Source organism: Streptomyces sp. NPDC037421 (assembly GCF_055602105.1).
This window is the reverse complement of the sequence record NZ_JBVJWV010000011.1, coordinates 127689-149725: the sequence shown is the minus strand read 5'-3', so window position 1 is coordinate 149725 and position 22037 is coordinate 127689. Positions and strand designations below refer to the sequence as shown.

The following is a 22037-nucleotide window of genomic DNA, read 5'->3' as shown; positions in this document are numbered from 1 at the left end:
CCCAACCCGGCGTTGGTGCCCCGCCTTTTCCGGAAGGACCAGGCCCCGCACGGGAAGTCGGCGCACCCACACGACACCGACGAGAAGGCCCCCCCCCGCCCGCACCCCCCCCTTCTCGTACGTGCCTGCATGCGGTTACTTCTTGACGCGGGCGGTCTTGTAGAGCTTCGAGGTCAGGTCGGCGTCCTGCTCCAGGGTGTAGCCCGGCTTGCTCGCGAGGATGGCGGCGGCGTCGCTGGCGGTGACCGTTGCCAGGGTGCTGTAGTCGGCCCAGATGCACACCGGAAGCGTTATCTCCTTGGGGCCCTTGGTGTTCGGGTCCTTCGAAGTGGCCTTGATCTCCTGGCACTTCATGACGGCGCCCTCGAACCCGTCGGGGGTGAACTCCTTGGGGCTGCCGACGAACTGGGCGTCCGACTTGCCGTCCTTGGTGATCTTCGCCTGCACCATGGCGAAGGACCCGTCGACGGTCTTCTCCGGATCGGCGATGTCGCCGTAGTAGCCGCTGAAGGTGAGGCCCTTGAACGTGAGGGGGTTCTTCGGGTCGCCGACGAAGTAGTCCATCCCCACTTGGGTGGGGTTCTTGATGCCCGCGGCCTCGACCTGCTGCTTGTCGGCGTCGCTGAGCTGCTTGGTCTGGTACTTCGGGTCCTTCTGGAACTCGCCCACCGACTCCGGGGCGACCAGCTTGTAGCCCTTCGTCTCGTCGGAGACCGAGCCTCCGGAGCCGAGGAACCACCAGGCGCCTCCACCGATCACGGCCACCGCCACGACGGCCGCGATGACCGGGACGGCCTTCGACTTCTTCGGGGGCGCCGGCGGCGGGGGGACGTACGCGGGCGCCTGGGGCTGCTGCTGCGGCTGCTGGTAGCCGTACGAGGGCTGCGGTGCCGGCGGGGGCGGGGGAGGTGTCTGGTAGCCGCCCTGCTGGGGGTAGGACGGCGGCGCGGGCTGCTGGGGGTAGGCCGGGGGCGCGGGCTGCTGCGGGTAGGACGGCGCGGGGGGCTGCTGCGGGTAGGACGGCGCGGGGGGCTGCTGGGGGTAGCCGTAGCCGGGCTGCTGGGCGGGCTGGCCGTACGGGTTCGGCTGCTGCGGGGGCTGCTGGCCGTAGGGGCCCGGCTGCTGCGGCTGCTGGCCGTACGGCCCTGGCTGGTTGTAACTCATCCCGCGTCCCCCTGTGAGGTTTGCTTATCCGTTTCACACATCCTGGCGGAAGGGCTGGGCTGCGGGGGCATCGGGGTCCCGGCCGTTACCGAACTACGACCGCGCCGGTACTTCCATCGCGGCCCGCAGGGCGCGGGTCCGTTCCGCCAGGGCCTCGACCGTGACCGGGCCGTTCTCGACGGGGACGGTGACCGTCACCAGGGAGCTGCTGTGGTCGGCCCGCGTGCACAGCGTCACCGGCGCCGCCCCGGCCGCCAGGGTGCCGCAGCGCATCGCGCCGCCCGCGGGCGTGCCGGAATCCTGGGTGACGGCCCTGTCGGCGCCCATGGCGTGGAGCCCGCGGGTGAGTTCTTGCCCGGGGTCCCCGTCCGCGAAGGCGCCCGCCACCCCGCTGACCACCAGCCGCGCGGTCCCCGCCTGGTCGGCATGGACCACGGCCACCGGGTCGGTGCCCGGCGCGGGGGCGCCCTGGCCGGGCCGATGAGAAGGCCTGCGATCCGGGGCGGTCAACGGGAGTGCCCGCGGTGGAATGGATTCGTGACGCGGGCGGCACCCGCCGTATCCTGTGCCCCGTGACCGAGAACACGCAGACACCCAGTGCCCCCAACTCCGAACTGCCGACCCAGTACGCGCCGGCCGAGGTAGAGGGGAAGCTCTACGAGCGCTGGGTAGAGCGTGGCTACTTCACGGCCGACGCCGCGAGCGAGAAGCCCGCGTACACCATCGTCATCCCGCCGCCGAACGTCACCGGCTCGCTCCACCTGGGCCACGCCTTCCAGCACACCCTCATGGACGCCCTGACCCGCCGCAAGCGCATGCAGGGCTTCGAGTCCCTGTGGCTGCCCGGCATGGACCACGCCGGCATCGCCACCCAGAACAAGGTCGAGCAGCAGCTCGCCGAGGAGGGCAAGTCCCGCCACGACCTGGGCCGCGAGGAGTTCGTCGAGCGCGTCTGGCAGTGGAAGGAAGAGTACGGCGGCAAGATCCTCGGCCAGATGCGCCGCCTCGGCGACGGCGTCGACTGGAGCCGTGAGCGCTTCACCATGGACGAGGGCCTGTCCAAGGCCGTCCAGACCATCTTCAAGAAGCTCTACGACGACGAGCTGATCTACCGCGCCGAGCGCATCATCAACTGGTGCCCCCGCTGTCTGACGGCCATCTCCGACATCGAGGTGGAGTACCAGGAGGACGCGGGCGAGCTCGTCTCCATCCGGTACGGCGAGGGCGAGGACAGCCTCGTCGTCGCCACCACCCGCGCCGAGACGATGCTCGGTGACACCGCCATCGCCGTCCACCCCGACGACGAGCGCTACAAGCACCTGGTCGGCCGCCTCATCAAGCTGCCGCTCACCGACCGCTCGATCCCGGTCGTCGCGGACGCGCACGTCGACCCCGAGTTCGGCACCGGCTGCGTCAAGGTGACCCCGGCGCACGACCCGAACGACTTCGCCATCGGGCAGCGCCACAACCTGCCCAACATGACGATCATGGACGAGCACGGCGTCATCACCGTCCACGGCCCCTTCCTCGGCCTGGACCGCTACGAGGCCCGCTCCGCGGTCGTCGGCGCGCTGCGCCAGCAGGGCCGGATCGTCGCCGAGAAGCGCCCCTACCTGCACTCCGTCGGGCACTGCTCGCGCTGCAGCACCACCGTCGAGCCCCGCCTGTCCCTCCAGTGGTGGGTCAAGGTCGAGACCCTCGCCAAGAACGCCGGTGACGCGGTCCGCGACGGCCGGGTCGCGATCCACCCGGTGGAGATGGAGAAGCGGTACTTCGACTGGGTCGACAACCTCAACGACTGGTGCATCTCGCGCCAGCTGTGGTGGGGCCACCGCATCCCGGTCTGGTACGGCCCGGACGGCGAGGTCGTCTGCGTCGGCCCCGACGAGGAGGCGCCCACCGGCGAGGGCTGGACCCAGGACACCGACGTCCTGGACACCTGGTTCTCCTCCGGCCTGTGGCCGTTCTCCACGCTGGGCTGGCCGGAGAAGACCCCGGACCTGGCGAAGTTCTACTCCACCGACGTCCTCGTCACCGGCCACGACATCATCTTCTTCTGGGTCGCCCGGATGATGATGTTCGGCCTGTACGCCATGGACGGCGAGGTCCCCTTCAAGACGATCGCGCTGACCGGTCTGGTCCGCGACGAGCGCGGCAAGAAGATGTCGAAGTCCTTCGGCAACGTCGTCGACCCGCTCGACTGGATGGACAAGTACGGCTCCGACGCCGTCCGCTTCACCCTGGCCAAGGGCGCCAACCCCGGCACCGACGTGCCGATCGGCGAGGACTGGGTCCAGGCGTCCAGCAAGTTCGCCAACAAGATCTGGAACGCCACGCGCTTCGCGCTGATGAACGGCGCCACGATCGAGGGCGAGCTGCCGCCGGCCGAGCAGCTGTCGGCCACCGACCGCTGGATCCTGTCCCGTCTGAACAAGACGGTCGCGCAGGTCGACGGCTACTACGAGGACTTCCAGTTCTCGAAGCTCAGCGAGGCGCTCTACCACTTCGCGTGGGACGAGGTCTTCGACTGGTACGTCGAGCTGTCGAAGACGACCTTCTTCGCGGGCGGCGAGCAGGCGAAGGTCTCCAGCCGGGTCCTCGGCGAGGTCATCGACGTCATGCTGCGCCTGCTGCACCCGGTGGTCCCGTTCGTCACCGAGACCCTGTGGACCACGCTGACCGGCGGCGAGTCCCTCGTCATCGCCGACTGGCCCAAGGACAGCGGCTTCCGCGACGAGGCCGCCGAGACCGAGATCGAGAACGTCCAGAACCTCGTCCGTGAGGTCCGCCGGTTCCGCAAGGAGCAGGGCCTCGACGACAAGCAGAAGGTCCCGGCCCGCCTCGACCTGTCCGGTACGGCGCTCGCCGCCCACGAGGCGGCCATCCGCCAGGTGCTGCGCCTCCAGCCGGAGGGTGACGCCTTCAGCGCCTCCGCGACCCTCCCGGTCGCCGGGGCCACGGTCGCCCTCGACCTGTCGGGCACCATCGACGTCGAGGCCGAGCGCAAGCGCCTGACGAAGGACCTGGGCGCCGCCGAGAAGGAGAAGCAGCAGGCCGAGGCGAAGCTGGGGAACGAGGCGTTCATCGCCAAGGCCCCCGACAACGTCGTGGACAAGATCAAGGGCCGTCTCGCCAAGGCCGAGGCGGACATCGTCCGGATCCAGTCGCAGCTGGCCGGCCTGCCCGCCGCGTAGTCGCGCCGCGCAGTCGCGCAAGAAGTACGAAGGCCCCCGCACCGTCTCCGGACGGTGCGGGGGCCTTCGCGTGGGCTCAGAGGAGGCCGGTTCCGAAGCGGGTCACGACCAGCGCGGCCACCGCGAGGCAGAGGGCGGCCGGGACCAGCCAGTGGGGGAGGGCGCGCAGCGGGGAGCCGGGGCGGGCCAGGTGCCGGGTGACGTACCAGAACAGCGGGATCATCACCGCCCAGACGGCCGTGCACCACGGGCACAGCGCGCCGATCACGTACAGGCACTGGCCGATCAGCCACAGCGTGAGGGCGAAGCCGGCGGCGAGCGCCGCCCACAGCCCCTGCCAGAGCCGGCGCGGGAGCCGGGCCCCGGCGGCCGCCGCCAGGCCCAGGCCCGCGAGGGCGGCGAAGGCGGCGAGGCCGAGCAGGGCGTTGGGCGGGCCCAGCAGGTCGCTCTGCCAGGCGGTCATCACGTCGCCGCAGCTCAGCACCGCGTTGATGTTGCAGCCGGGGGTGAAGAGGGGGTCCTCCAGGGTGCGCAGGCGGTCGTGGAGGAGCGCGCCGGAGGCGAGGGCGCCGATCAGGCCGCCGGCGAGGAGGAGCAGCCCGGTCCGGCGGCCTTCGGCGGAGCGGGCGGGGGCGGCTTCGGTGGTCATTCCTCCGACGCTAGGGCGGCCCGGCGGGTGCGGGCAGGGCGGAAGGTCGCTGTGGGGAGGGGCTTTGGGCCCCTTTCCGGGGATAAGCGGAGTGCCGTATCTCACTTCATCCGCCCCACCCGCCGATCCGATCCCGTCCGCGGACCACGGATGATGGGGAGATGCACGTCAAGCCCGCCCTGTCGGCGTTCCACCGGCTCGTGGCCTCCGGCCGCCGGATGACCGAGGGCCGGGGCGCCTCCCCGCGGGCGCAGGACGTCCTCGCGGCGCTGAGCTGCCTGGCCCTGATGGCGCTGGACCTGCCCGGGCTGGCCGCCGCCGACAACTCCCTCAACGGGGCCGGCGCCGCCGTCGTGCTCACGGTGGGCTGCTCGACGCTGCTGCTGCGGCGCCGGATGCCGTGGGCGGCGTACCTCACGGCCCTGCTGTTCATCGGCTGGCTGCACGAGCTGACCCTGATCCAGTTCGCCCTGTACTCCGTCGGCCGCTACCGGGGGCGGCGCGCCGCGGTGCTGGCCACCGTCGGGTACGTGGCCTTCGCCGTCGCGGTGTTCTGCGTGCCGGGCTGGCCCGAGCCGAGGGCCGCGACGCTCAGCTCCTTCCTCGGCCTGGTGGTGCCCATCGGGGTGCTCGCCTCGGCCGTCGGGATCGCCGCCTGCCGGCACGACCTGGTGCGCGAGCTGGAGGCCAGACGGGCCGAGTCGGCGGTGCTGAACGCCGTGCAGGAGGAGCGGACCTCCGTCGCCCGCGACGTCCACGACTTCGTGGGGCGGGAGCTGACCCTGCTGACGGTGCGCTCGGAGGTGCTGTCGATGCGGGCGCGCGAGACTCCGTACGCGAAGGACTTCGAGGAGCTGTCGGACACCGCCCGGCGGGCGCACCTGGTGCTCAACGAGATCATCGTGCAGCGCGGGGAGCGGGCCGCGACGCCCGGCGTGGATGGGCTGGCGGCGCTGGCGGAGGAGAGCGGGCGGGCCGGTTCGCCGGTCCGCCTGGAGATGGACCCGCAGGCGCACGCGCTGTCGCCGCTGCGGCAGGCGGCGGTGTACCGGGTGGTGCAGGAGTGCCTGACCAATGCGGCCAAGCACGCGCGCGGCGAGACCATCGAGGTGTCGGTCCGGGAGGACGGCCCGCACGTGCGGATCGCCGTCAGCAACGGCCTGCCGGCCGGCGCCCCGGGCCGGGCCCCGGTCTCGGCGGGCTCGGGCACGGCGAGCATGGCCGAGCGGGTCCGCAGCCTGGGGGGCACGCTGACGGCGACGCGGACGCCGGACTCGTACGAGGTCGTGGCGGTGCTGCCGCGCGGCTGATCAGGCCTTCGCGGGGGCGAGCAGGCCGTTCAGGGTGTCGAGGTCCTCGACGCAGCGGCCGGAGCCGAGGGCCACGCAGTCCAGCGGGGCGTCCGCGACGAACACCGGGATGCCGGTGGCGGAGGCGATGCGCAGGTCCAGGCCGGGCAGCAGGGCGCCGCCGCCGGTCAGGACGATGCCGTGCTCCATGACGTCGCCGGAAAGCTCCGGCGGGCAGTCCTCCAGGGTGGTGCGGACGGCGGCGATGATCGCCTCGACGGGCTCGTCGAGGGCGGCCCGGACGTCGGGTGCGGTCAGCTCCAGGGTCTTGGGCATGCCGCCGACCTTCTCGCGGCCGCGCACGGTGAAGGTCCGGGTCTCCAGCTCGGGCCGGTCCGGGACGGGCCAGGCGGAGCCGATGGCGACCTTGACGTCCTCGGCGGTGCGCTCGCCGATGAGCAGCGCGTGCTCCTTGCGCACGTAGTCCATGATCGAGGCGTCCAGCCGGTCCCCGCCGACCCGCAGGGACTGCGAGGTGACGATCCCGCCGAGGGAGATGACGGCGACCTCCGAGGTGCCGCCGCCGATGTCCACCACCATGGAGCCGCGCGGCTCGGCCACCGGCAGGCCCGCCCCGATCGCGGCGGCCATCGGCTCCTCGATGAGGTGGACGGTCTTGGCGCCGGCCCGGGTGGAGGCGTGGATGATGGCCCGCCGCTCGACGGGGGTCACGCCGGACGGCACGCAGATCACCATCCGGGTGCGGGGGCGGCGGCCGGGCACCGCCTTGCGCACGAAGTGCCGGATCATCTCCTCGGCGGCCTCGTAGTCGCAGATCACCCCGCCCTTGAGGGGGCGGATGGCGGTGATGGAGCCCGGGGTGCGCCCGATGGTCTCCTTGGCCTCGGCCCCGACCGCCAGGGCGGTGGTGGTGCCGGCCTTGACCGCCACCACGGACGGCTCATTGAGGACGATCCCGTGGCCGCGGGCGTAGACGAGGGTGTTCGCGGTCCCCAGGTCCATCCCTATGTCGCGGCTGGAAGCGGTCGTGGTGGTGCTGGCCTGCGGCATTTGTTCCCCTATCTCCTGCCCGCAAGGCTTGCATAACGATCAGGTCGCTTTCGCGGCCGAAGGTCCTGAAACGGCCGGGCCGAAAGTCCTGCGGGGCCCCGTCCGTAGACTGGACCCGTGAGTGAGCAGCAGCCCGAGAGCCACGACCGCGACCGCGACCGTCCCTTCGACGAGTTCGACCAGATCGTGGTGGAAGAGTCCGACCGCGACCCCGACCTGGCGGTGATCGAGGCCGGCAGCCGTACCCTGCGCGCCCAGGCCGGGCCGCCCTCGGGCGACCCCGTGCCGTCCCGCCCCGAGGACCCGGAGGTGGCGAAGGCGCTGCTGGAGGTGGAGCAGGAGCTCGCCACCCGCTGGGGCGAGACCAAGCTGGAGCCGTCCGTCAGCCGGATCGCCGCGCTGATGGACGTGCTGGGCGAGCCGCAGCACGCGTACCCGTCCATCCACGTCACCGGCACCAACGGCAAGACCAGCACGGCCCGCATGATCGAGGCCCTGCTGAACGCCTTCGACCTGCGCACCGGCCGCTACACCAGCCCGCACGTGCAGTCGGTGACCGAGCGGATCAGCCTGGACGGGGCGCCGATCAGCGCCGAGCGCTTCATCGAGACCTACCACGACGTGAAGCCGTACGTGGAGATGGTCGACGCGGCCGAGGAGTACCGGCTGTCCTTCTTCGAGGTGCTCACCGGCATGGCGTACGCGGCCTTCGCGGACGCGCCGGTCGACGTGGCCGTCGTCGAGGTCGGCATGGGCGGCAGCTGGGACGCCACCAACGTGCTCGACGGGACGGTCGCGGTGATCACCCCGATCAGCCTGGACCACACGGACCGGCTCGGTTCCACGCCCGGCGAGATCGCCCAGGAGAAGGGCGGCATCATCAAGCAGGACGCCACCGTGATCCTGGCGCAGCAGCCGGTGGACGCGGCGCAGGTGCTGCTGAAGAAGGCCGTCGAGGTCGACGCGACGGTGGCCCGCGAGGGCATGGAGTTCGGCGTCGTCTCCCGCGAGGTGGCGGTCGGCGGCCAGATGCTGACCCTGCGCGGGATGGGCGGCGAGTACGACGGCATCTTCCTGCCGCTGTACGGCGCCCACATGGCGCACAACGCGGCGGTCGCGCTGGCCGCCGTCGAGGCCTTCTTCGGCGTCGGCGGGGAGCACGCGCGGGAGCTGGACGCGGACACGGTGCGGCAGGCCTTCGCCTCGGTGACCTCGCCGGGCCGAATGGAGGTCGTGCGCCGCAGCCCGACCGTGATCCTGGACGCCGCGCACAACCCGGCGGGCGCGCGGGTCACCGCGGAGGCCGTGACCGAGGCCTTCGGCTTCAGCCGGCTGATCGGTGTCGTGGCCGCGAGCGAGGGCAAGGACGTCAAGGGCGTCCTGGAGGCCTTCGAGCCGATCTTCGCGGAGGTCGTGGTCACCGAGAACACCAGCCACCGGGCCATGGGCGCCGATGAGCTGGCGGCGGTCGCGGTCGAGGTCTTCGGCCCGGACCGGGTGCAGGTGGAGCCCCGCCTGGACGACGCCCTGGAGGCGGCCGTCACCCTTGCGGAGGAAGAAGCCGAATACGGAGGGGCCGGCGTCCTGGTGACCGGTTCCGTGATCACGGTGGGCGAGGCCCGCCTGCTGTTCAAGAAGGGCTGAGGGATCGATGCGCACGCTCTGCGCGAGCACGCTGATCGGTGAATTCTTCATCGTCGGCTTCGCGGGCCTGGTGGCCATGAAGAACCCGGACCTGACCCAGGCCCAGGTGTGGACGGTCTGCGGTGTGACGATGCTGGTGTCGGTGCTGCTGTGCGGGATGCTGTCGCGTCCCGGCGCGGTGCAGCTCGGCTGGGCGCTGCAGATCGGGCTGATCGCGAGCGGCTTCGTGGTCCCGACGATGTTCTTCCTGGGTGCGGTCTTCGCGGGCCTGTGGTGGTGCTCGGTGCACTACGGCCGCAAGATCGACGCGATCAAGGCCAGCTGGGCCGCGCGTCAGGCGGAAGCGGCCGCTCCTGACGCTGCGTGACGGTTCACCGTTTCGGCCCTGTAGATTCGTCGCACCGCACCCGTATGCCGCAAGGAGTTAGACCATGACCCAGCGCACGCTCGTCATCCTCAAGCCCGACGCCGTCCGTCGCGGCCTGGTCGGCGAGATCATCGGCCGCATCGAGCGGAAGGCCGGCTGGACCATCCCCGCTCTGGAGCTGCGCACGCTGGACGCGGAGACCCTGGAGGCGCACTACGGTGAGCACAAGGGCAAGCCCTTCTACGAGCCCCTGATGGGCTTCATGGCGAGCGGTCCCGTCGTCGTCCTGGTCGTGGAAGGGGAACGCGCGATCGAGGGTGTCCGCCAGCTGGCCGGACCCACCGACCCGATCGCCGCGGCGCCCGGCTCCATCCGGGGGGACTTCGGCACCATCGTGCGCGAGAACCTGATCCACGCCTCGGATTCCGAGGAGTCCGCGGAGCGCGAGCTGAAGCTCTTCTTCCCGGCTCTCTGAGCGTAGCGGAGCATTTCCGAGAGCGCTTTCCTGACGAGACATCAGCCAAATAGCGCTCATGACCTGGGGCGACCGAAGTAATTTCGGTCGCCCTTCGGTATTGCGGGAACCGTGCGGGAACGCATGGCAAGGACACGACGTCACCACTAAGGGGGCGGGTTGCCCGTCCGGCGCCATCGCCGGAGTCCCGTCGCGCGGTACCGGTACTCGCGGCCTTACGATGGGGCCTCCACCCACACACCCACCTCGCCGACCTGACAGCAGCCGCTATCAACTGGAAGGCCAGACGCTCCTCATGGGGAACAAGGGGAACAACATGTCGTTCATCGGCCGTGACATGGCGATCGACCTCGGGACCGCCAACACGCTGGTGTACGTGAGGGGCCGGGGAATCGTTCTGAACGAGCCGTCCGTGGTCGCCATCAACACGAACACCGGTGGAATCCTGGCGGTCGGCTCCGAGGCGAAGAAGATGATCGGGCGCACGCCCGGCAACATCGTCGCCGTACGGCCCCTCAAGGACGGCGTGATCGCCGACTTCGAGATCACCGAGCGCATGCTCCGGTACTTCATCCTCAAGATCCACAAGCGCCGCTACCTGGCGCGCCCGCGCGTCGTGGTCTGCGTGCCCTCCGGCATCACCGGAGTGGAGCGGCGCGCCGTCATCGAGGCGTCCACGCAGGCCGGCGCCCGCCAGGTGCACATCATCGAGGAGCCCATGGCCGCCGCCATCGGCTCGGGCCTGCCCGTCCACGAGGCCACCGGCAACATGGTCGTGGACATCGGCGGCGGCACCACCGAGGTCGCCGTCATCTCCCTCGGCGGAATCGTCACGGCGCAGTCCATCCGGGTGGCCGGCGACGAACTGGACAACGCGATCATCCAGCACATCAAGAAGGAGTACTCGCTCCTCCTCGGCGAGCGCACCGCCGAGCAGATCAAGATCACCATCGGGTCGGCGTACGACCTCGACAAGGACGAGCACACCGAGATCCGCGGCCGCGACCTGGTCTCCGGCCTCCCGAAGACCGTCGTCATCTCCGCCGCCGAGGTGCGCAAGGCCATCGAGGAGCCGGTCAACTCCATCGTCGACGCCGTCAAGACCACCCTCGACAAGTGCCCCCCGGAACTCTCCGGCGACATCATGGACCGCGGCATCGTCCTCACCGGCGGCGGCGCCCTCCTGCGCGGCCTCGACGAGCGGCTGCGCCGCGAGACGGGCATGCCGATCCACATCGCCGAGGACCCCCTCGACTCCGTGGCCCTCGGCTCCGGCAAGTGCGTCGAGGAGTTCGAAGCCCTCCAGCAGGTCCTGGACGCCCAGCCCCGGCGGTGATCAAACCCCCTCCAACGGGGCATGCGGAACACAAGGATCCGCCGTACGGGTGCTACCGCGCCCGTGCGGCGGATCGTTGATATACAGGCACAGTCCGGTGCAGCCCCGGCTCCGCCGGAGCGGCTCCGCCGCACGGGTTTTCTACGAGGAAGGCACGGCCGCCGCACGTGAGGGACACACGAGAGAGCCGGCTGCTCCTGGTGCTGCTGATCGCCATCGCGTTCGCATTGATCACGGTGGACATCAGAGCGGGCGAGGAGTCACCGGTCGACGGTGCCCGCAAGGCCGCCGCAGCGGTCTTCGGCCCGGTCGAGAAGGGCGTCGCGACCGCCGTGGACCCGGTCGCCAACGCCATAGGGGCCGTACGCGACTCCGACGAGCGCCACAACCGCATCACCCGGCTGGAGCGCGAGAACACCCTCCTGAAGACCAGGATGGGCAGCGACGAACGGGCCAAGAGCCGCATCCGCGAACTCGACGAGATGCTCAAGCGGGCCGGCGCCGGACAGTACGGCATCAAGGGCGCCGAGGTCATCGCCATAGGAGCGGCCCAGGGCTTCTCCTGGACCGTCACCATCGACGCCGGCAGCAAGGACGGCATCGAGCGCGACATGACCGTCCTCAACGGCGACGGACTCGTCGGCCGCGTCACCACCGTCGGCCCCGACACCTCCACCGTGCTGCTCGCCAACGACCCCGACTTCACCGTCGGCACCCGCCTGGAGCAGAGCGGCGAACTCGGCTTCGCCACCGGCCAGGGCGACCGCGCCCTGTCCGTCCAGATGCTCAACGGCCGTGCCAGGGTCAGCCCCGGCGACCGCCTCGTCACCTTCGGCTCCCGCGCCAACAAGCCCTTCGTGCCCGGCGTCCCGCTCGGCGAGGTCGTCCGCGTCGACCCCTCCAACGGCGGCCTCACCCGCACCATCCACGTCCGCCCCTTCGTCGGCTTCTCCCGCCTCGACATCGTCGGAGTGGTCGTCATGCCGCCCCGCGACGACCCGCGCGACGCCGTCCTGCCCCCCAAGCCCGAACCCCCCAAGCCCACGCCGACGGTCACCGTCACGGTCACGCCCTCCCCGAGCGTCTCCGGCCGGCCCGCGGACGAGGAGGAACGCTGAGCCATGCGCTTCAACCGGATCCTGCTCTCCGCCACCCTCGTCGTGGTCGCCCTCGTCATCCAGGTCACCATCCTGGGAAGGCTCCAGCTCCCCGGCGCCGTCCCCGACCTGATGCTGCTCACGGTCGTCGCGCTGTCCCTGGTGTACGGGCCCACCTCAGGCGCCCTCCTCGGCTTCGGCGCCGGACTCCTCGCCGACCTGGCCCCGCCCGCCGACCACGCGGCCGGCCGCTACGCCCTCGTCCTGTGCATCATCGGCTACCTCGTGGGCCTGGCCCGCCCCGACAGCGGCCGGTTCCGCTCCGCCTGGGGCCCCATGCTCACCGTCCTCGCCGCCGCCGCCGGCTCGATCATGCTCTACGTCGGGGTCGGCGCCCTGGTCGGGGACACCGCCGAACGCCACGTGGGCCTCGGCGGCCTGCTGTTCACCGCCGTCCTCTACGACCTCCTGCTCGCCCCCTTCACGGTGCCGTGGATCATGGCCCTGGCCCGCCGCGCCGAGAACGACCCCATGGCCGTCGAGGCCAACGGCGGCCCGCCACAGGGCGCCGACGTGTCCACCGGCTGGCTCGCCGGCGGCACCGGCCTCAGGATCGGCAGCCAGCGCGGCGGCCTGCGGCTGCGCACCGCCCGCGGCCGCGCGAACCGGGCCGGCCGGATAAAGGGCGTCAAAGGCGTGAAGAACGTCAAGAAGCTGTGACGGGGGAGCACCAGGCATGACCAACATTCCCGAGACCGGCCGCACCCCCCGGGTGCAGATCCGGCTCGCCATCATCCAGATCCTCGTCTTCTCCCTGCTCATCACCCTCGGCGGCCGGCTCTGGTACCTCCAGATCCGCAACGGCCACGAGTACGCCGACGAGGCCCGCAGCAACCACGTCCAGCGCGTCGTACAGCCCGCGGTGCGCGGCGACGTCCTGGACGCCCGCGGCGTCCCCCTCGCCGACAACGAGACCCGCCTGGTCGTCTCAGCGTCCCGCACCGAGCTGATGCGGATAAAGGACCGGGGCAAGGCCGTCCTGACCCGCCTCGCCGGAGTCCTGGACATGAAGCCGCAGGACGTCATGGACAAGATCCGGCTCTGCGACTCCCAGACCCCCAAGCCCTGCTGGAACGGCTCCCCGTACCAGCCGATCCCGGTCACCATGGAGGCCACCACCCAGCAGGCCCTCCAGATCCGCGAACGCCCCGAGGACTTCCCCGGCATCACCGCCGAACCCACCGCCGTACGCCGCTACCCCGCGGTCGGCGGGGGCCGCGCCGCGCAGGTCCTCGGCTACCTCTCGCCCGTCACCGACGACGAGATCCAGAAGGCCAAGGACACCGACTCGCCGCACCTGCGCTCCGACCAGGTCGGCCGCTCGGGCATCGAGCGCACGTACGACAAGGAGCTGCGCGGCAAGGCGCAGGTGACCTCGTACGAGGTCGACAACCTCGGCCGCGTCATGGGCGAGACGAAGTCCGACCCCGGCATCGCCGGATCCACCCTCATCACCAGCATCGACGCCCGCGTCCAGGCCGTCGCCGAGTACGAGCTCGCCGAGGCGATGAAGGTCGTCCGCAACGAGACCGACAACATCACCGGCCGCAAGTACGAGGCCGACTCCGGTGCCGTGGTCGTCATGGAGACCAAGACCGGACGCGTCGTCGCCATGGCCTCCCAGCCCGACTACGACCCCAACGTCTGGGTGGGCGGCATCTCCGGCCAGGACTACGCGAAGTTCACCAGCAAGGACTCCAACTACCCGCTGCTCAACCGGGCCATCCAGGGCCAGGCCCCCGCCGGCTCCATCTTCAAGGTCGTCTCCGCGAGCGCCGCCGTCCGCGCCGGCTACGCCTTCGAGGACAAGTACAACTGCAGCGCCTCCTACAACATGGGCGGCCGCAGCTTCGCGAACTTCGAGTCCAAGGGCCACGGCCCCATCACCCTCGGCGAAGCCCTCAAGTTCTCCTGCAACACCGTCTTCTACGCCCTCGGCCACAAGGAATGGCAGCGCGACGGCGGCCTCGAACCCAAGAACCCCCACGACTGGTTCTACAAGACCGCCCGCGAGTTCGGACTCGGCTCCGAGACCCATATCGACCTGCCCAACGAGGTCACCGGCCGCATCCCCGACCGCCACTGGAAGCAGAGCTTCTGGGAGGCCAACAAGGACTCCTGGTGCAAGCAGGGCAAGAAGGGCGGCACCTACGTCGAGCAGATCGCCTATGAGAGCTGCCTCGAAGGCAACCAGCTCAAGGCCTACGACAGCATCAACTTCGCCATCGGCCAGGGCGACGTCCTCGTCACCCCCATCCAGATGGCCACCGCCTACGCCGCCATCAGCAACGGCGGCACCCTCTACAACCCCACCGTCGGCAAGGCCGTGATCAGCCCCCAGGGCAAGGCCGAGGAGATCAAGCCCCAGGCCCACGGCAAGCTGCCCGTCGACGCCAAGACCATCGCCGACCTCGACAAGGGCCTGCGCATGGTCGTCGAGCCCGGCGGCACCGCCGCCTGGCGGTTCATCGGCTGGCCCCTGGACAAGATCCCGCTGCGCGCCAAGACCGGCACCGCCCAGGTCTACGGCAAGCAGACCACCTCGTGGCTCGCGACCTACACCGACGACTTCACCATCGTGATGACGATCTCCCAGGGCGGCACCGGCTCCGGCGCCTCCGGCCCCGCCGTCCGCAACATCTACAACGCGATGTACGGGCTCACCATGGACGGCAAGGAGACCGGCAAGGCCCTCCTGCCCAAGCCGCAGGCGCAGCTGCCCACCGTCCACCCCGACGGCACCATCGACTCCCCCGAGATCAAGCCGTACGTGCCCCCGTCCCCGGAGGAGCTGGCGCCGCCCGCGCTCGCCGGCCCGCCGCCCCTGCGGCATGACTGAGACGTGATGATGCAGACCGCCAACAACTTCTCCGTATCCCGGTACGCGCCCCAGAAGGGCACGCTCGCCCGGCTGACGGCCCGCGACTCGGTCCTGCGCCGGCTCGACTGGCCGATACTGCTGTCGGCGCTCGCCCTGTCCCTCATCGGCGCCCTGCTCGTCTGGTCCGCGACCCGCCACCGCGACACCCTCAACCAGGGCGACCCGCAGTACTTCCTCTGGCGCCACCTGCTCAACACCGGCATCGGCCTCGTACTGATGATCGGGACGGTCCTCCTCGGCCACCGCAACCTGCGCGGCGCCGTCCCGGTCCTCTACGGCCTCTCGCTCGTGCTCGTCACTGCTGTGCTCACCCCGCTCGGCGCCACCATCAACGGCGCCCACGCCTGGATCGTCATCGGCGGCGGCTTCTCGCTCCAGCCCTCGGAATTCGTGAAGGTCACGATCATCCTGGTGATGGCGATGCTGCTGGCGGCCCGGGTCGACGCGGGCGACCTGGAACATCCCGAGCACCGCACCGTGGTCAAGGCCCTGTGCCTGGCCGCCGCGCCCATGGGCATCGTCATGCTGATGCCCGACCTCGGATCCGTCATGGTGATGGTCGTCATCGTGCTCGGGGTACTGCTGGCCTCCGGCGCCTCCAACCGCTGGGTGCTCGGCCTGATCGGCACCGGCACGGCCGGAGCCGTCCTGATCTGGCAGCTGGGCGTCCTCGACCAGTACCAGATCAACCGCTTCGCCGCCTTCGCCAACCCCGAGCTCGACCCCTCCGGCGCCGGCTACAACACCAACCAGGCCCGCATCGCCATCGGCGGCGGCGGCCTGACGGGCTCCGGCCTGTTCAAGGGCCCGCAGACCACCGGACAGTTCGTCCCCGAACAGCAGACCGACTTCGTGTTCACGGTCGCGGGCGAGGAGCTCGGCTTCGTCGGCGGGATCCTGATCCTCGGCCTCCTCGGCGTCGTCCTGTGGCGCGCCTGCATGATCGCCCGCGCCACCACCGAGCTCTACGGCACCATCGTGGCCGCCGGGATCATCGCCTGGTTCGCCTTCCAGGCCTTCGAGAACATCGGGATGAACCTCGGCATCATGCCGGTCGCCGGCCTGCCCCTGCCCTTCGTCTCCTACGGGGGATCGTCGATGTTCGCCGTCTGGGTGGCCGTCGGACTACTCCAGTCGATCAAGGTGCAACGGCCCCTGTCGGCGTAGCCCCGGCCCTGGTGCCGCCAGGCCGGGCCGCACCGGGGCGGTGCCGGGCAGAATCGCGCCGAATCCGCGGTTCCACCCCCACGCCGTGGACCGTTCGGGACTAGATTCGATCCATGGCGGACACGAAGCGCGAAGTCGAGCGGAAATTCGAGTTCACGAAGCCCAAGGCGGAGCGGCGCGGGGTCCCGGACCTCACCGGCACGGCCGGCATCGCCTCCGTGGTCGACCGCGGCACCGCCGACCTCGACGCCGTCTACTACGACACCCCCGACCAGCGGCTCGCCGCCGACGGCCTCACCCTGCGCCGCCGCACCGGCGGCCACGACGCCGGCTGGCACCTCAAACTCCCCGTCGCCCCCGGCATCCGCGACGAGGTCACCGCCCCCCTCGGCGACACCGTGCCCGGCCGGCTCGCCGCCCTCGTCCGCTCCCGGGTCCGGGACGGCCGCCTGGAACCCCAGGTCCGGCTGGTCTCCTCCCGCCGGATCAGCCACCTCCTCGACGCCGACGGCAGACTCCTCGCCGAACTCAGCACCGACGCGGTCACCGCCGAACACGAGGACACCACCGCCACCTGGACCGAGGTCGAGGTCGAACTCGCCGACGGCACCGACCCCGGCCTCCTCGACGCCGTCGAGGAAGCCTTCACGAAGGCCGGACTGAAGGTCTCCGACGCCCCCTCCAAACTCGCCCGCGCCCTCGCCGAGACCGGCAACGAGCCCCCCGCCCGCCCCCGGACCGACCCGGCCGCCGAGGGAACCGCCGGCGCCTGCGTCCTGGCGTACCTGCGCCGGCAGGTCGACGCCCTGATCGCCTACGACCCCGCCGTGCGGCGCGACCAGCCCGACTCCGTGCACCAGATGCGGGTGGCCTCCCGCCGGCTGCGCAGCGCCTTCAAGACCTACCGCAAGGTCCTCGACCGCGAGGTCACCGACCCCATCGGCGAAGAACTGCGCTGGCTCGGCGGAGAACTCGGCGTCGACCGCGACCGGGAGGTCCTCCACGACCACTTCCGGACCGCCGTCGCCGGCCTCCCCCGCACCCTCCTCGCCGGACCCGTCCGCAAGCGCCTGCGCACCTGGAACAACACCCGCCGCTCCGCGTCGCGCCGCCTCGCCCTCGGGGCCCTCGACAGCCAGCGCCACCTCGCCCTCCTCGACACCCTGGAAGGCCTCCTCGCCGACCCGCCGCTGCTGCCCGGCGCCTGGAAGCCCGCCGGCGATGCCCTGCCGAAGGCGATGCTCCGCGACTACGGCCGGCTCGCCTCCCGCGTCGACCACGCCCTCTCCCTGGGCCCCGGGGAGGAGACCGACCGCGCCCTGCACGCCGCCCGCAAGGCCGCCAAACGCGCCCGCTACGCCGGGGAGGCCGCGGAAGCCGCCCTCGGGAAGCCCGCCAAGAAGTTCGCCAAGGCCATGCAGGCGGTCCAGAACCTGCTCGGCGAGCACCAGGACAGCGTGGTCGCCCGCAGCGCCCTGCGCGCCCTGGCCCACGAGGCCCACGCCGCCGGCGAACCCTCCTTCACCTGGGGCCTGCTCCACGGCCGCGAGGAGGCGCGGGCGGAACGCACCGAACGCGACCTGGCGGACACCTGGGCCAAGGCCGCCGACCCCGGGCTGCGGGCCGCCCTGAAGTGATCATGTGGGCGGAGGGCGTCCGGGCCTCAAGGTACGCTTGAGAGTCGCCCCCTGCCCGCTTCACGAAAGTCGCGTGATGTCCGAGTCGGTCTTCCCACAGCTCGAAGCTCTGCTCCCGCATGTGCAGAAGCCCATCCAGTACGTCGGTGGTGAGCTCAATTCCACCGTGAAGCCGTGGGAGTCCTGTGACGTCCGCTGGGCGCTCATGTACCCGGACGCCTACGAGGTGGGCCTGCCCAACCAGGGCGTCATGATCCTCTACGAGGTGCTGAACGAGCGCGAGGGCGTCCTCGCCGAGCGCACGTACTCGGTGTGGCCGGACCTGGAAGCCCTGATGCGCGAGCACCAGGTGCCCCAGTTCACCGTCGACAGCCACCGCCCCGTCTCGGCCTTCGACGTGTTCGGCCTGTCCTTCTCCACGGAGCTGGGCTACACGAACATGCTCACGGCGCTGGACCTCGCGGGCATCCCGCTGGAGGCGAAGAACCGTACGGTCGACCACCCCATCGTGCTCGCCGGCGGCCACGCGGCCTTCAACCCCGAGCCGATCGCGGAGTTCATCGACTGCGCGGTCATCGGCGACGGCGAGCAGGCCGTCCTCGACATGACCGAGATCATCCGCACCTGGAAGGCCGAGGGCCGCCCGGGCGGACGCGAAGAGGTCCTGCTGCGCCTCGCGAAGACCGGCAACGTCTACGTGCCGGGCTTCTACGACGTCGAGTACCTGGAGGACGGCCGCATCGGCCGTGTCGTCCCGAACCGCTCCGGCGTTCCGTGGCGCGTCTCCAAGCACACCGTCATGGACCTCGACGAGTGGCCCTACCCCAAGCAGCCCCTGGTCCCGCTCGCCGAGACCGTCCACGAGCGCATGTCCGTGGAGATCTTCCGCGGCTGCACCCGCGGATGCCGTTTCTGCCAGGCCGGCATGATCACGCGCCCCGTGCGGGAGCGAAGCATCACCGGCATCGGCGAAATGGTCGAGAAGGGCCTCAAGGCGACGGGCTTCGAGGAGGTCGGCCTCCTCTCCCTGTCCTCCGCGGACCACACGGAGATCGCCGACATCGCCAAGGGCCTCGCGGACCGCTACTCGGACGACAAGGTGGGCCTGTCCCTCCCGTCGACCCGCGTGGACGCGTTCAACGTGGACCTGGCGAACGAGCTGACCCGCAACGGCCGCCGGTCGGGCCTGACCTTCGCCCCCGAGGGCGGCTCCGAGCGCATGCGCAAGGTCATCAACAAGATGGTCTCGGAAGAGGACCTGATCCGCACCGTCGCCACCGCGTACGGCAACGGCTGGCGCCAGGTGAAGCTGTACTTCATGTGCGGCCTGCCGACCGAGACCGACGAGGACGTCCTCCAGATCGGCGACATGGCGGTCAACGTCATCGCCAAGGGCCGCGAGGTCTCCGGCCAGAACGACATCCGCTGCACGGTGTCGATCGGCGGGTTCGTGCCGAAGCCGCACACCCCCTTCCAGTGGGCCCCGCAGCTCTCGGCCGAGGAGACGGACGCCCGCCTCGGCAAGCTCCGCGACAAGATCCGCGGCGACAAGAAGTACGGCCGCTCCATCGGCTTCCGCTACCACGACGGCAAGCCGGGCATCGTCGAGGGCCTCCTCTCGCGCGGCGACCGCCGCGTCGGCGACGTCATCCGCGCGGTCTACGAGTCCGGCGGCCGCTTCGACGGCTGGCGCGAGCACTTCTCGTACGACCGCTGGATGCAGGCGGCGGAGAAGACGCTGCCGGCGTACGGCGTGGACGTGGCCTGGTACACGACCCGCGAGCGCACGTACGAGGAGGTCCTGCCCTGGGACCACCTGGACTCGGGCCTGGACAAGGACTGGCTCTGGGAGGACTGGCAGGACGCCCTCGACGAGACCGAGGTCGAGGACTGCCGCTGGACCCCGTGCTTCGACTGCGGCGTGTGCCCGCAGATGCAGACGGAGATCCAGATCGGCCCCACCGGCAAGAAGCTCCTGCCGCTGTCGGTCGTGAAGTGACCTCGGCCTCCGGCTGAGCCGTGCCGGACATGCCCCCCACCGCCTCTGGCGGTGGGGGGCATGTCCGTTCGGTACGCCGGCAGGTGTTCGCCGGGCACTGACCGGCAGGGCACCGGCGCAACGGATGCGCCGGTTCTGGTGTCCTTAGCGGCATGCAGATCGAGAAGTCGCAGGCCGCGCCGGGTGGGGACGGGTGTCTGACCGGGGTGGTCAGGGTGCCCGTGAAGGTCGTGGCCGTGCTGGTGGTGCTGCCGGTGCGGGCGCTGTGGGACCTGCTCGTGCTGGGGGCGCGGGCCGCGCGGCGGCACGTGCTGGCGCCGCTGGGGCGTGCCGCCGGATGGGTTCTCCTCCAGCTGTGGCTCTACGTCCTGCGGCCGCTGCTGCTCGTCGTCTTCTACTGGCCCTGGGCCGGGTTGTGGCGGTACCTCGTCGTGCCCGTCGCCACGGTGCTGTACCGGTACCTGCTGCGGCCCCTCGGGCTGGGCACCGCCTGGCTGTGCGTGGCCTTCGGGCGGTACGTGCTGGTGCCGCTCGGGACCGGGACCGCGTGGGTGCTGCGGCACCTGGTGGTGCTGCCGGCGGGGTGGCTGTACCGGGAGGTGCTGACGCCGGCCGGGCACGGGCTGCGGTGGCTGGTGCGCGGGCTCTGCACCCTGCTGTTCGTATGGCCCTGGGTGGGGCTGTGGAGGTTCGTGCTCGTGCCGCTCGGACACGGGCTGCTCTGGGTGGGGCGTCACGTGCTCCTGCCGCCGCTCTCCCTGCTGTACCGGTACGTCCTGCTGCCGCTCGGGGAGCTCCTCGCCGGCGCCTGGCACATCGCCGGCCGGATCCTGCGCGCCCTCGGCCGCGGCCTGCGCCGGCTGTGGCGCGGCTGGGTCGCCCGGCCCGCCGCGTGGGTGTACCGGCAGGTCGCCACACCCGTCGGGCACGCCGTGCGCGAGGTGTGGCGCACATCCCGCGCCGCGGTGCGCGAGGCGCGGGCCGAGGTGCGTCGCGTGCTGTTCGGAGGGCCGCCGGGGGAACCGGCGAGGTCACGGGCGCGTACTCTGGGTAGTACGACAGCCGCCGACGCGGCACCCGCTGCCGAGATCTCCCCGCGCAAACGGCGGGGGTGAGCCGGACGGGTCGACAGACCTCAGGGCGGCGCGCGAGCCGCGACGCCCCGCACAAGGAGAAGAACCACTGGGCAAGCGACAGCCCGAAGGCCCGCCTCCCGCACCGGTGGTGCAGCGCATCCGACTGCGCTACACCAAGCGTGGCCGCCTCCGGTTCACCAGCCACCGAGACTTCCAGCGCGCCTTCGAGCGTGCCCTGCGCCGCGCCGAGGTGCCCATGGCGTACTCGGCCGGCTTCACCCCGCACCCCCGTGTCTCGTACGCGAACGCCGCTCCCACCGGGACCGGCAGCGAGGCCGAGTACCTGGAGATCGGCCTCGCCCAGGCCCGTGACCCCGAGAAGCTCCGCGAGCTCCTCGACGAGTCGATGCCGGCCGGCCTGGACATCGTCGACGCCGTCGAGGCCCGGACCTCCGGGCTCGCGGACCGGCTGACGGCCTCCGTCTGGGAGCTGCGCCTGGAGGGCGTGGAGCCCGCCGACGCCGCGCGGGCGGTGGAGGTCTTCCTCGCCGCCGAGACGGTCGAGGTGCAGCGCCGGACCAAGAACGGCATGCGGACCTTCGACACCCGCGGCGCCGTCGTCAGTCTCGAAGCCCTTCCTGCCCAGGCTGATAGGCCGCTGGACAAAGCCTGTGCGATACTGCGGCTGGTTGTTCGGCATTTGACACCTGCCGTGCGACCCGACGACGTCCTGTCCGGTCTCCAAGCTGTGGCCGACCTGGCGCCGCCGGTCCCCGCAGCGGTGACCAGGCTGGCGCAGGGGCTCTTCGACGAGGAGTCCGGCACGGTGACCGACCCGCTCGCGCCCGACCGCGAGGCTGTCACGGCCGCCCCACCCACGGCCGCCGTGAACGCCGACGCGAAGGCGCCGGAAGGTCCCGCCGCGTAGGGA

The 22037-nt window shown here is 71.2% G+C and carries 18 protein-coding genes; 14 read left to right on the top strand and 4 right to left on the bottom strand.

The annotated features are described in order from the left end of the window. Positions 1 to 135: 135 nt before the first annotated feature. Both ACZ7IF_RS18665 and ACZ7IF_RS18660 read right to left on the bottom strand, forming a co-directional pair. Positions 136 to 1164, bottom strand: a complete 1029-nt coding sequence (locus tag ACZ7IF_RS18665) for a hypothetical protein (RefSeq protein WP_470972395.1) — start codon at positions 1162 to 1164, stop codon at positions 136 to 138. Between the two features lie 93 nt (positions 1165 to 1257). Further along, positions 1258 to 1674 (bottom strand): hypothetical protein, encoded by a 417-nt coding sequence (locus ACZ7IF_RS18660; RefSeq protein WP_470972393.1) that lies wholly within the window; start codon positions 1672 to 1674, stop codon positions 1258 to 1260. 62 nt (positions 1675 to 1736) lie between these two features. On the opposite strand from ACZ7IF_RS18660, the gene ACZ7IF_RS18655 reads away from it, so the two are divergent. Next, entirely contained in the window at positions 1737 to 4358 is a 2622-nt protein-coding gene (locus ACZ7IF_RS18655; RefSeq protein ID WP_470972391.1) for a valine--tRNA ligase, read from the top strand. A 76-nt stretch (positions 4359 to 4434) separates the two neighbouring features. Here the strand turns inward: ACZ7IF_RS18655 and ACZ7IF_RS18650 are convergent, their stop codons facing one another. Then, entirely contained in the window at positions 4435 to 5007 is a 573-nt protein-coding gene (locus ACZ7IF_RS18650) for a vitamin K epoxide reductase family protein (protein ID WP_470972389.1), read from the bottom strand. A 161-nt stretch (positions 5008 to 5168) separates the two neighbouring features. Between ACZ7IF_RS18650 and ACZ7IF_RS18645 the strand changes: the two genes are divergently transcribed. Beyond that, positions 5169 to 6317, top strand: a complete 1149-nt coding sequence (locus ACZ7IF_RS18645; RefSeq protein ID WP_470972386.1) for a sensor histidine kinase — start codon at positions 5169 to 5171, stop codon at positions 6315 to 6317. On the opposite strand, the gene ACZ7IF_RS18640 is transcribed toward ACZ7IF_RS18645, so the two are convergent. After that, positions 6318 to 7367, bottom strand: coding sequence for a rod shape-determining protein (locus ACZ7IF_RS18640; protein WP_470972384.1), 1050 nt, complete (start codon positions 7365 to 7367; stop codon positions 6318 to 6320). Between the two features lie 117 nt (positions 7368 to 7484). Here ACZ7IF_RS18640 and folC point away from each other — a divergent pair, with 117 nt between their 5' ends. From folC to ACZ7IF_RS18580, 12 genes are all read left to right on the top strand, one after another. Continuing rightward, positions 7485 to 9011, top strand: coding sequence for a bifunctional tetrahydrofolate synthase/dihydrofolate synthase (gene folC, locus ACZ7IF_RS18635; protein WP_470972382.1), 1527 nt, complete (start codon positions 7485 to 7487; stop codon positions 9009 to 9011). Positions 9012 to 9018: 7 nt separating this feature from the next. Then, the gene (locus tag ACZ7IF_RS18630) at positions 9019 to 9378 is read left to right on the top strand and encodes a DUF4233 domain-containing protein (protein ID WP_361601663.1); all 360 of its coding nucleotides are present in this window, start codon (positions 9019 to 9021) and stop codon (positions 9376 to 9378) included. A gap of 64 nt (positions 9379 to 9442) precedes the next feature. Next, a complete protein-coding gene (gene ndk, locus ACZ7IF_RS18625) occupies positions 9443 to 9853 on the top strand; it encodes a nucleoside-diphosphate kinase (protein WP_405980701.1) in 411 nt (136 codons plus the stop codon). 316 nt (positions 9854 to 10169) lie between these two features. Next, complete coding sequence (locus tag ACZ7IF_RS18620; RefSeq protein WP_030008578.1) at positions 10170 to 11189, top strand: rod shape-determining protein; 1020 nt, start codon at positions 10170 to 10172, stop codon at positions 11187 to 11189. Positions 11190 to 11356: 167 nt separating this feature from the next. Then, positions 11357 to 12307 carry a rod shape-determining protein MreC gene (gene mreC / locus ACZ7IF_RS18615; protein ID WP_470972379.1) on the top strand — a complete coding sequence of 317 codons (951 nt, stop codon included), beginning with the start codon at positions 11357 to 11359 and terminating at the stop codon, positions 12305 to 12307. A 3-nt stretch (positions 12308 to 12310) separates the two neighbouring features. Continuing rightward, positions 12311 to 13006 carry a rod shape-determining protein MreD gene (gene mreD, locus ACZ7IF_RS18610; RefSeq protein ID WP_470972377.1) on the top strand — a complete coding sequence of 232 codons (696 nt, stop codon included), beginning with the start codon at positions 12311 to 12313 and terminating at the stop codon, positions 13004 to 13006. 16 nt (positions 13007 to 13022) lie between these two features. Next, positions 13023 to 15185, top strand: a complete 2163-nt coding sequence (gene mrdA, locus ACZ7IF_RS18605) for a penicillin-binding protein 2 (RefSeq protein ID WP_470972375.1) — start codon at positions 13023 to 13025, stop codon at positions 15183 to 15185. Between the two features lie 9 nt (positions 15186 to 15194). Beyond that, complete coding sequence (gene rodA, locus ACZ7IF_RS18600) at positions 15195 to 16394, top strand: rod shape-determining protein RodA (RefSeq protein ID WP_470972529.1); 1200 nt, start codon at positions 15195 to 15197, stop codon at positions 16392 to 16394. A gap of 113 nt (positions 16395 to 16507) precedes the next feature. Next, the gene (locus ACZ7IF_RS18595; protein WP_470972373.1) at positions 16508 to 18031 is read left to right on the top strand and encodes a CYTH and CHAD domain-containing protein; all 1524 of its coding nucleotides are present in this window, start codon (positions 16508 to 16510) and stop codon (positions 18029 to 18031) included. Between the two features lie 73 nt (positions 18032 to 18104). Beyond that, positions 18105 to 20030, top strand: coding sequence for a TIGR03960 family B12-binding radical SAM protein (locus tag ACZ7IF_RS18590; RefSeq protein ID WP_470972371.1), 1926 nt, complete (start codon positions 18105 to 18107; stop codon positions 20028 to 20030). Positions 20031 to 20182: 152 nt separating this feature from the next. Beyond that, a complete protein-coding gene (locus ACZ7IF_RS18585; protein ID WP_470972369.1) occupies positions 20183 to 21145 on the top strand; it encodes a hypothetical protein in 963 nt (320 codons plus the stop codon). Positions 21146 to 21254: 109 nt separating this feature from the next. Then, positions 21255 to 22034 carry a TIGR03936 family radical SAM-associated protein gene (locus tag ACZ7IF_RS18580; RefSeq protein ID WP_470972367.1) on the top strand — a complete coding sequence of 260 codons (780 nt, stop codon included), beginning with the start codon at positions 21255 to 21257 and terminating at the stop codon, positions 22032 to 22034. The last annotated feature ends 3 nt before the right edge of the window (positions 22035 to 22037 follow it).

Bases quoted from the DNA above. Each gene is read 5' to 3' on its own strand.
- mreD (WP_470972377.1), top strand. From the start codon at position 12,311: ATGCGCTTCAACCGGATCCTGCTCTCCGCCACCCTCGTCGTGGTCGCC.
- ACZ7IF_RS18585 (WP_470972369.1), top strand. From the start codon at position 20,183: ATGCAGATCGAGAAGTCGCAGGCCGCGCCGGGTGGGGACGGGTGTCTG.
- ACZ7IF_RS18620 (WP_030008578.1), top strand. From the start codon at position 10,170: ATGTCGTTCATCGGCCGTGACATGGCGATCGACCTCGGGACCGCCAAC.
- ACZ7IF_RS18640 (WP_470972384.1), bottom strand. From the start codon at position 7,367: ATGCCGCAGGCCAGCACCACCACGACCGCTTCCAGCCGCGACATAGGG.
- rodA (WP_470972529.1), top strand. From the start codon at position 15,195: ATGCAGACCGCCAACAACTTCTCCGTATCCCGGTACGCGCCCCAGAAG.
- ACZ7IF_RS18650 (WP_470972389.1), bottom strand. From the start codon at position 5,007: ATGACCACCGAAGCCGCCCCCGCCCGCTCCGCCGAAGGCCGCCGGACC.
- ACZ7IF_RS18645 (WP_470972386.1), top strand. From the start codon at position 5,169: ATGCACGTCAAGCCCGCCCTGTCGGCGTTCCACCGGCTCGTGGCCTCC.
- ACZ7IF_RS18595 (WP_470972373.1), top strand. From the start codon at position 16,508: ATGGCGGACACGAAGCGCGAAGTCGAGCGGAAATTCGAGTTCACGAAG.
- ACZ7IF_RS18665 (WP_470972395.1), bottom strand. From the start codon at position 1,164: ATGAGTTACAACCAGCCAGGGCCGTACGGCCAGCAGCCGCAGCAGCCG.
- mrdA (WP_470972375.1), top strand. From the start codon at position 13,023: ATGACCAACATTCCCGAGACCGGCCGCACCCCCCGGGTGCAGATCCGG.
- ACZ7IF_RS18630 (WP_361601663.1), top strand. From the start codon at position 9,019: ATGCGCACGCTCTGCGCGAGCACGCTGATCGGTGAATTCTTCATCGTC.
- ndk (WP_405980701.1), top strand. From the start codon at position 9,443: ATGACCCAGCGCACGCTCGTCATCCTCAAGCCCGACGCCGTCCGTCGC.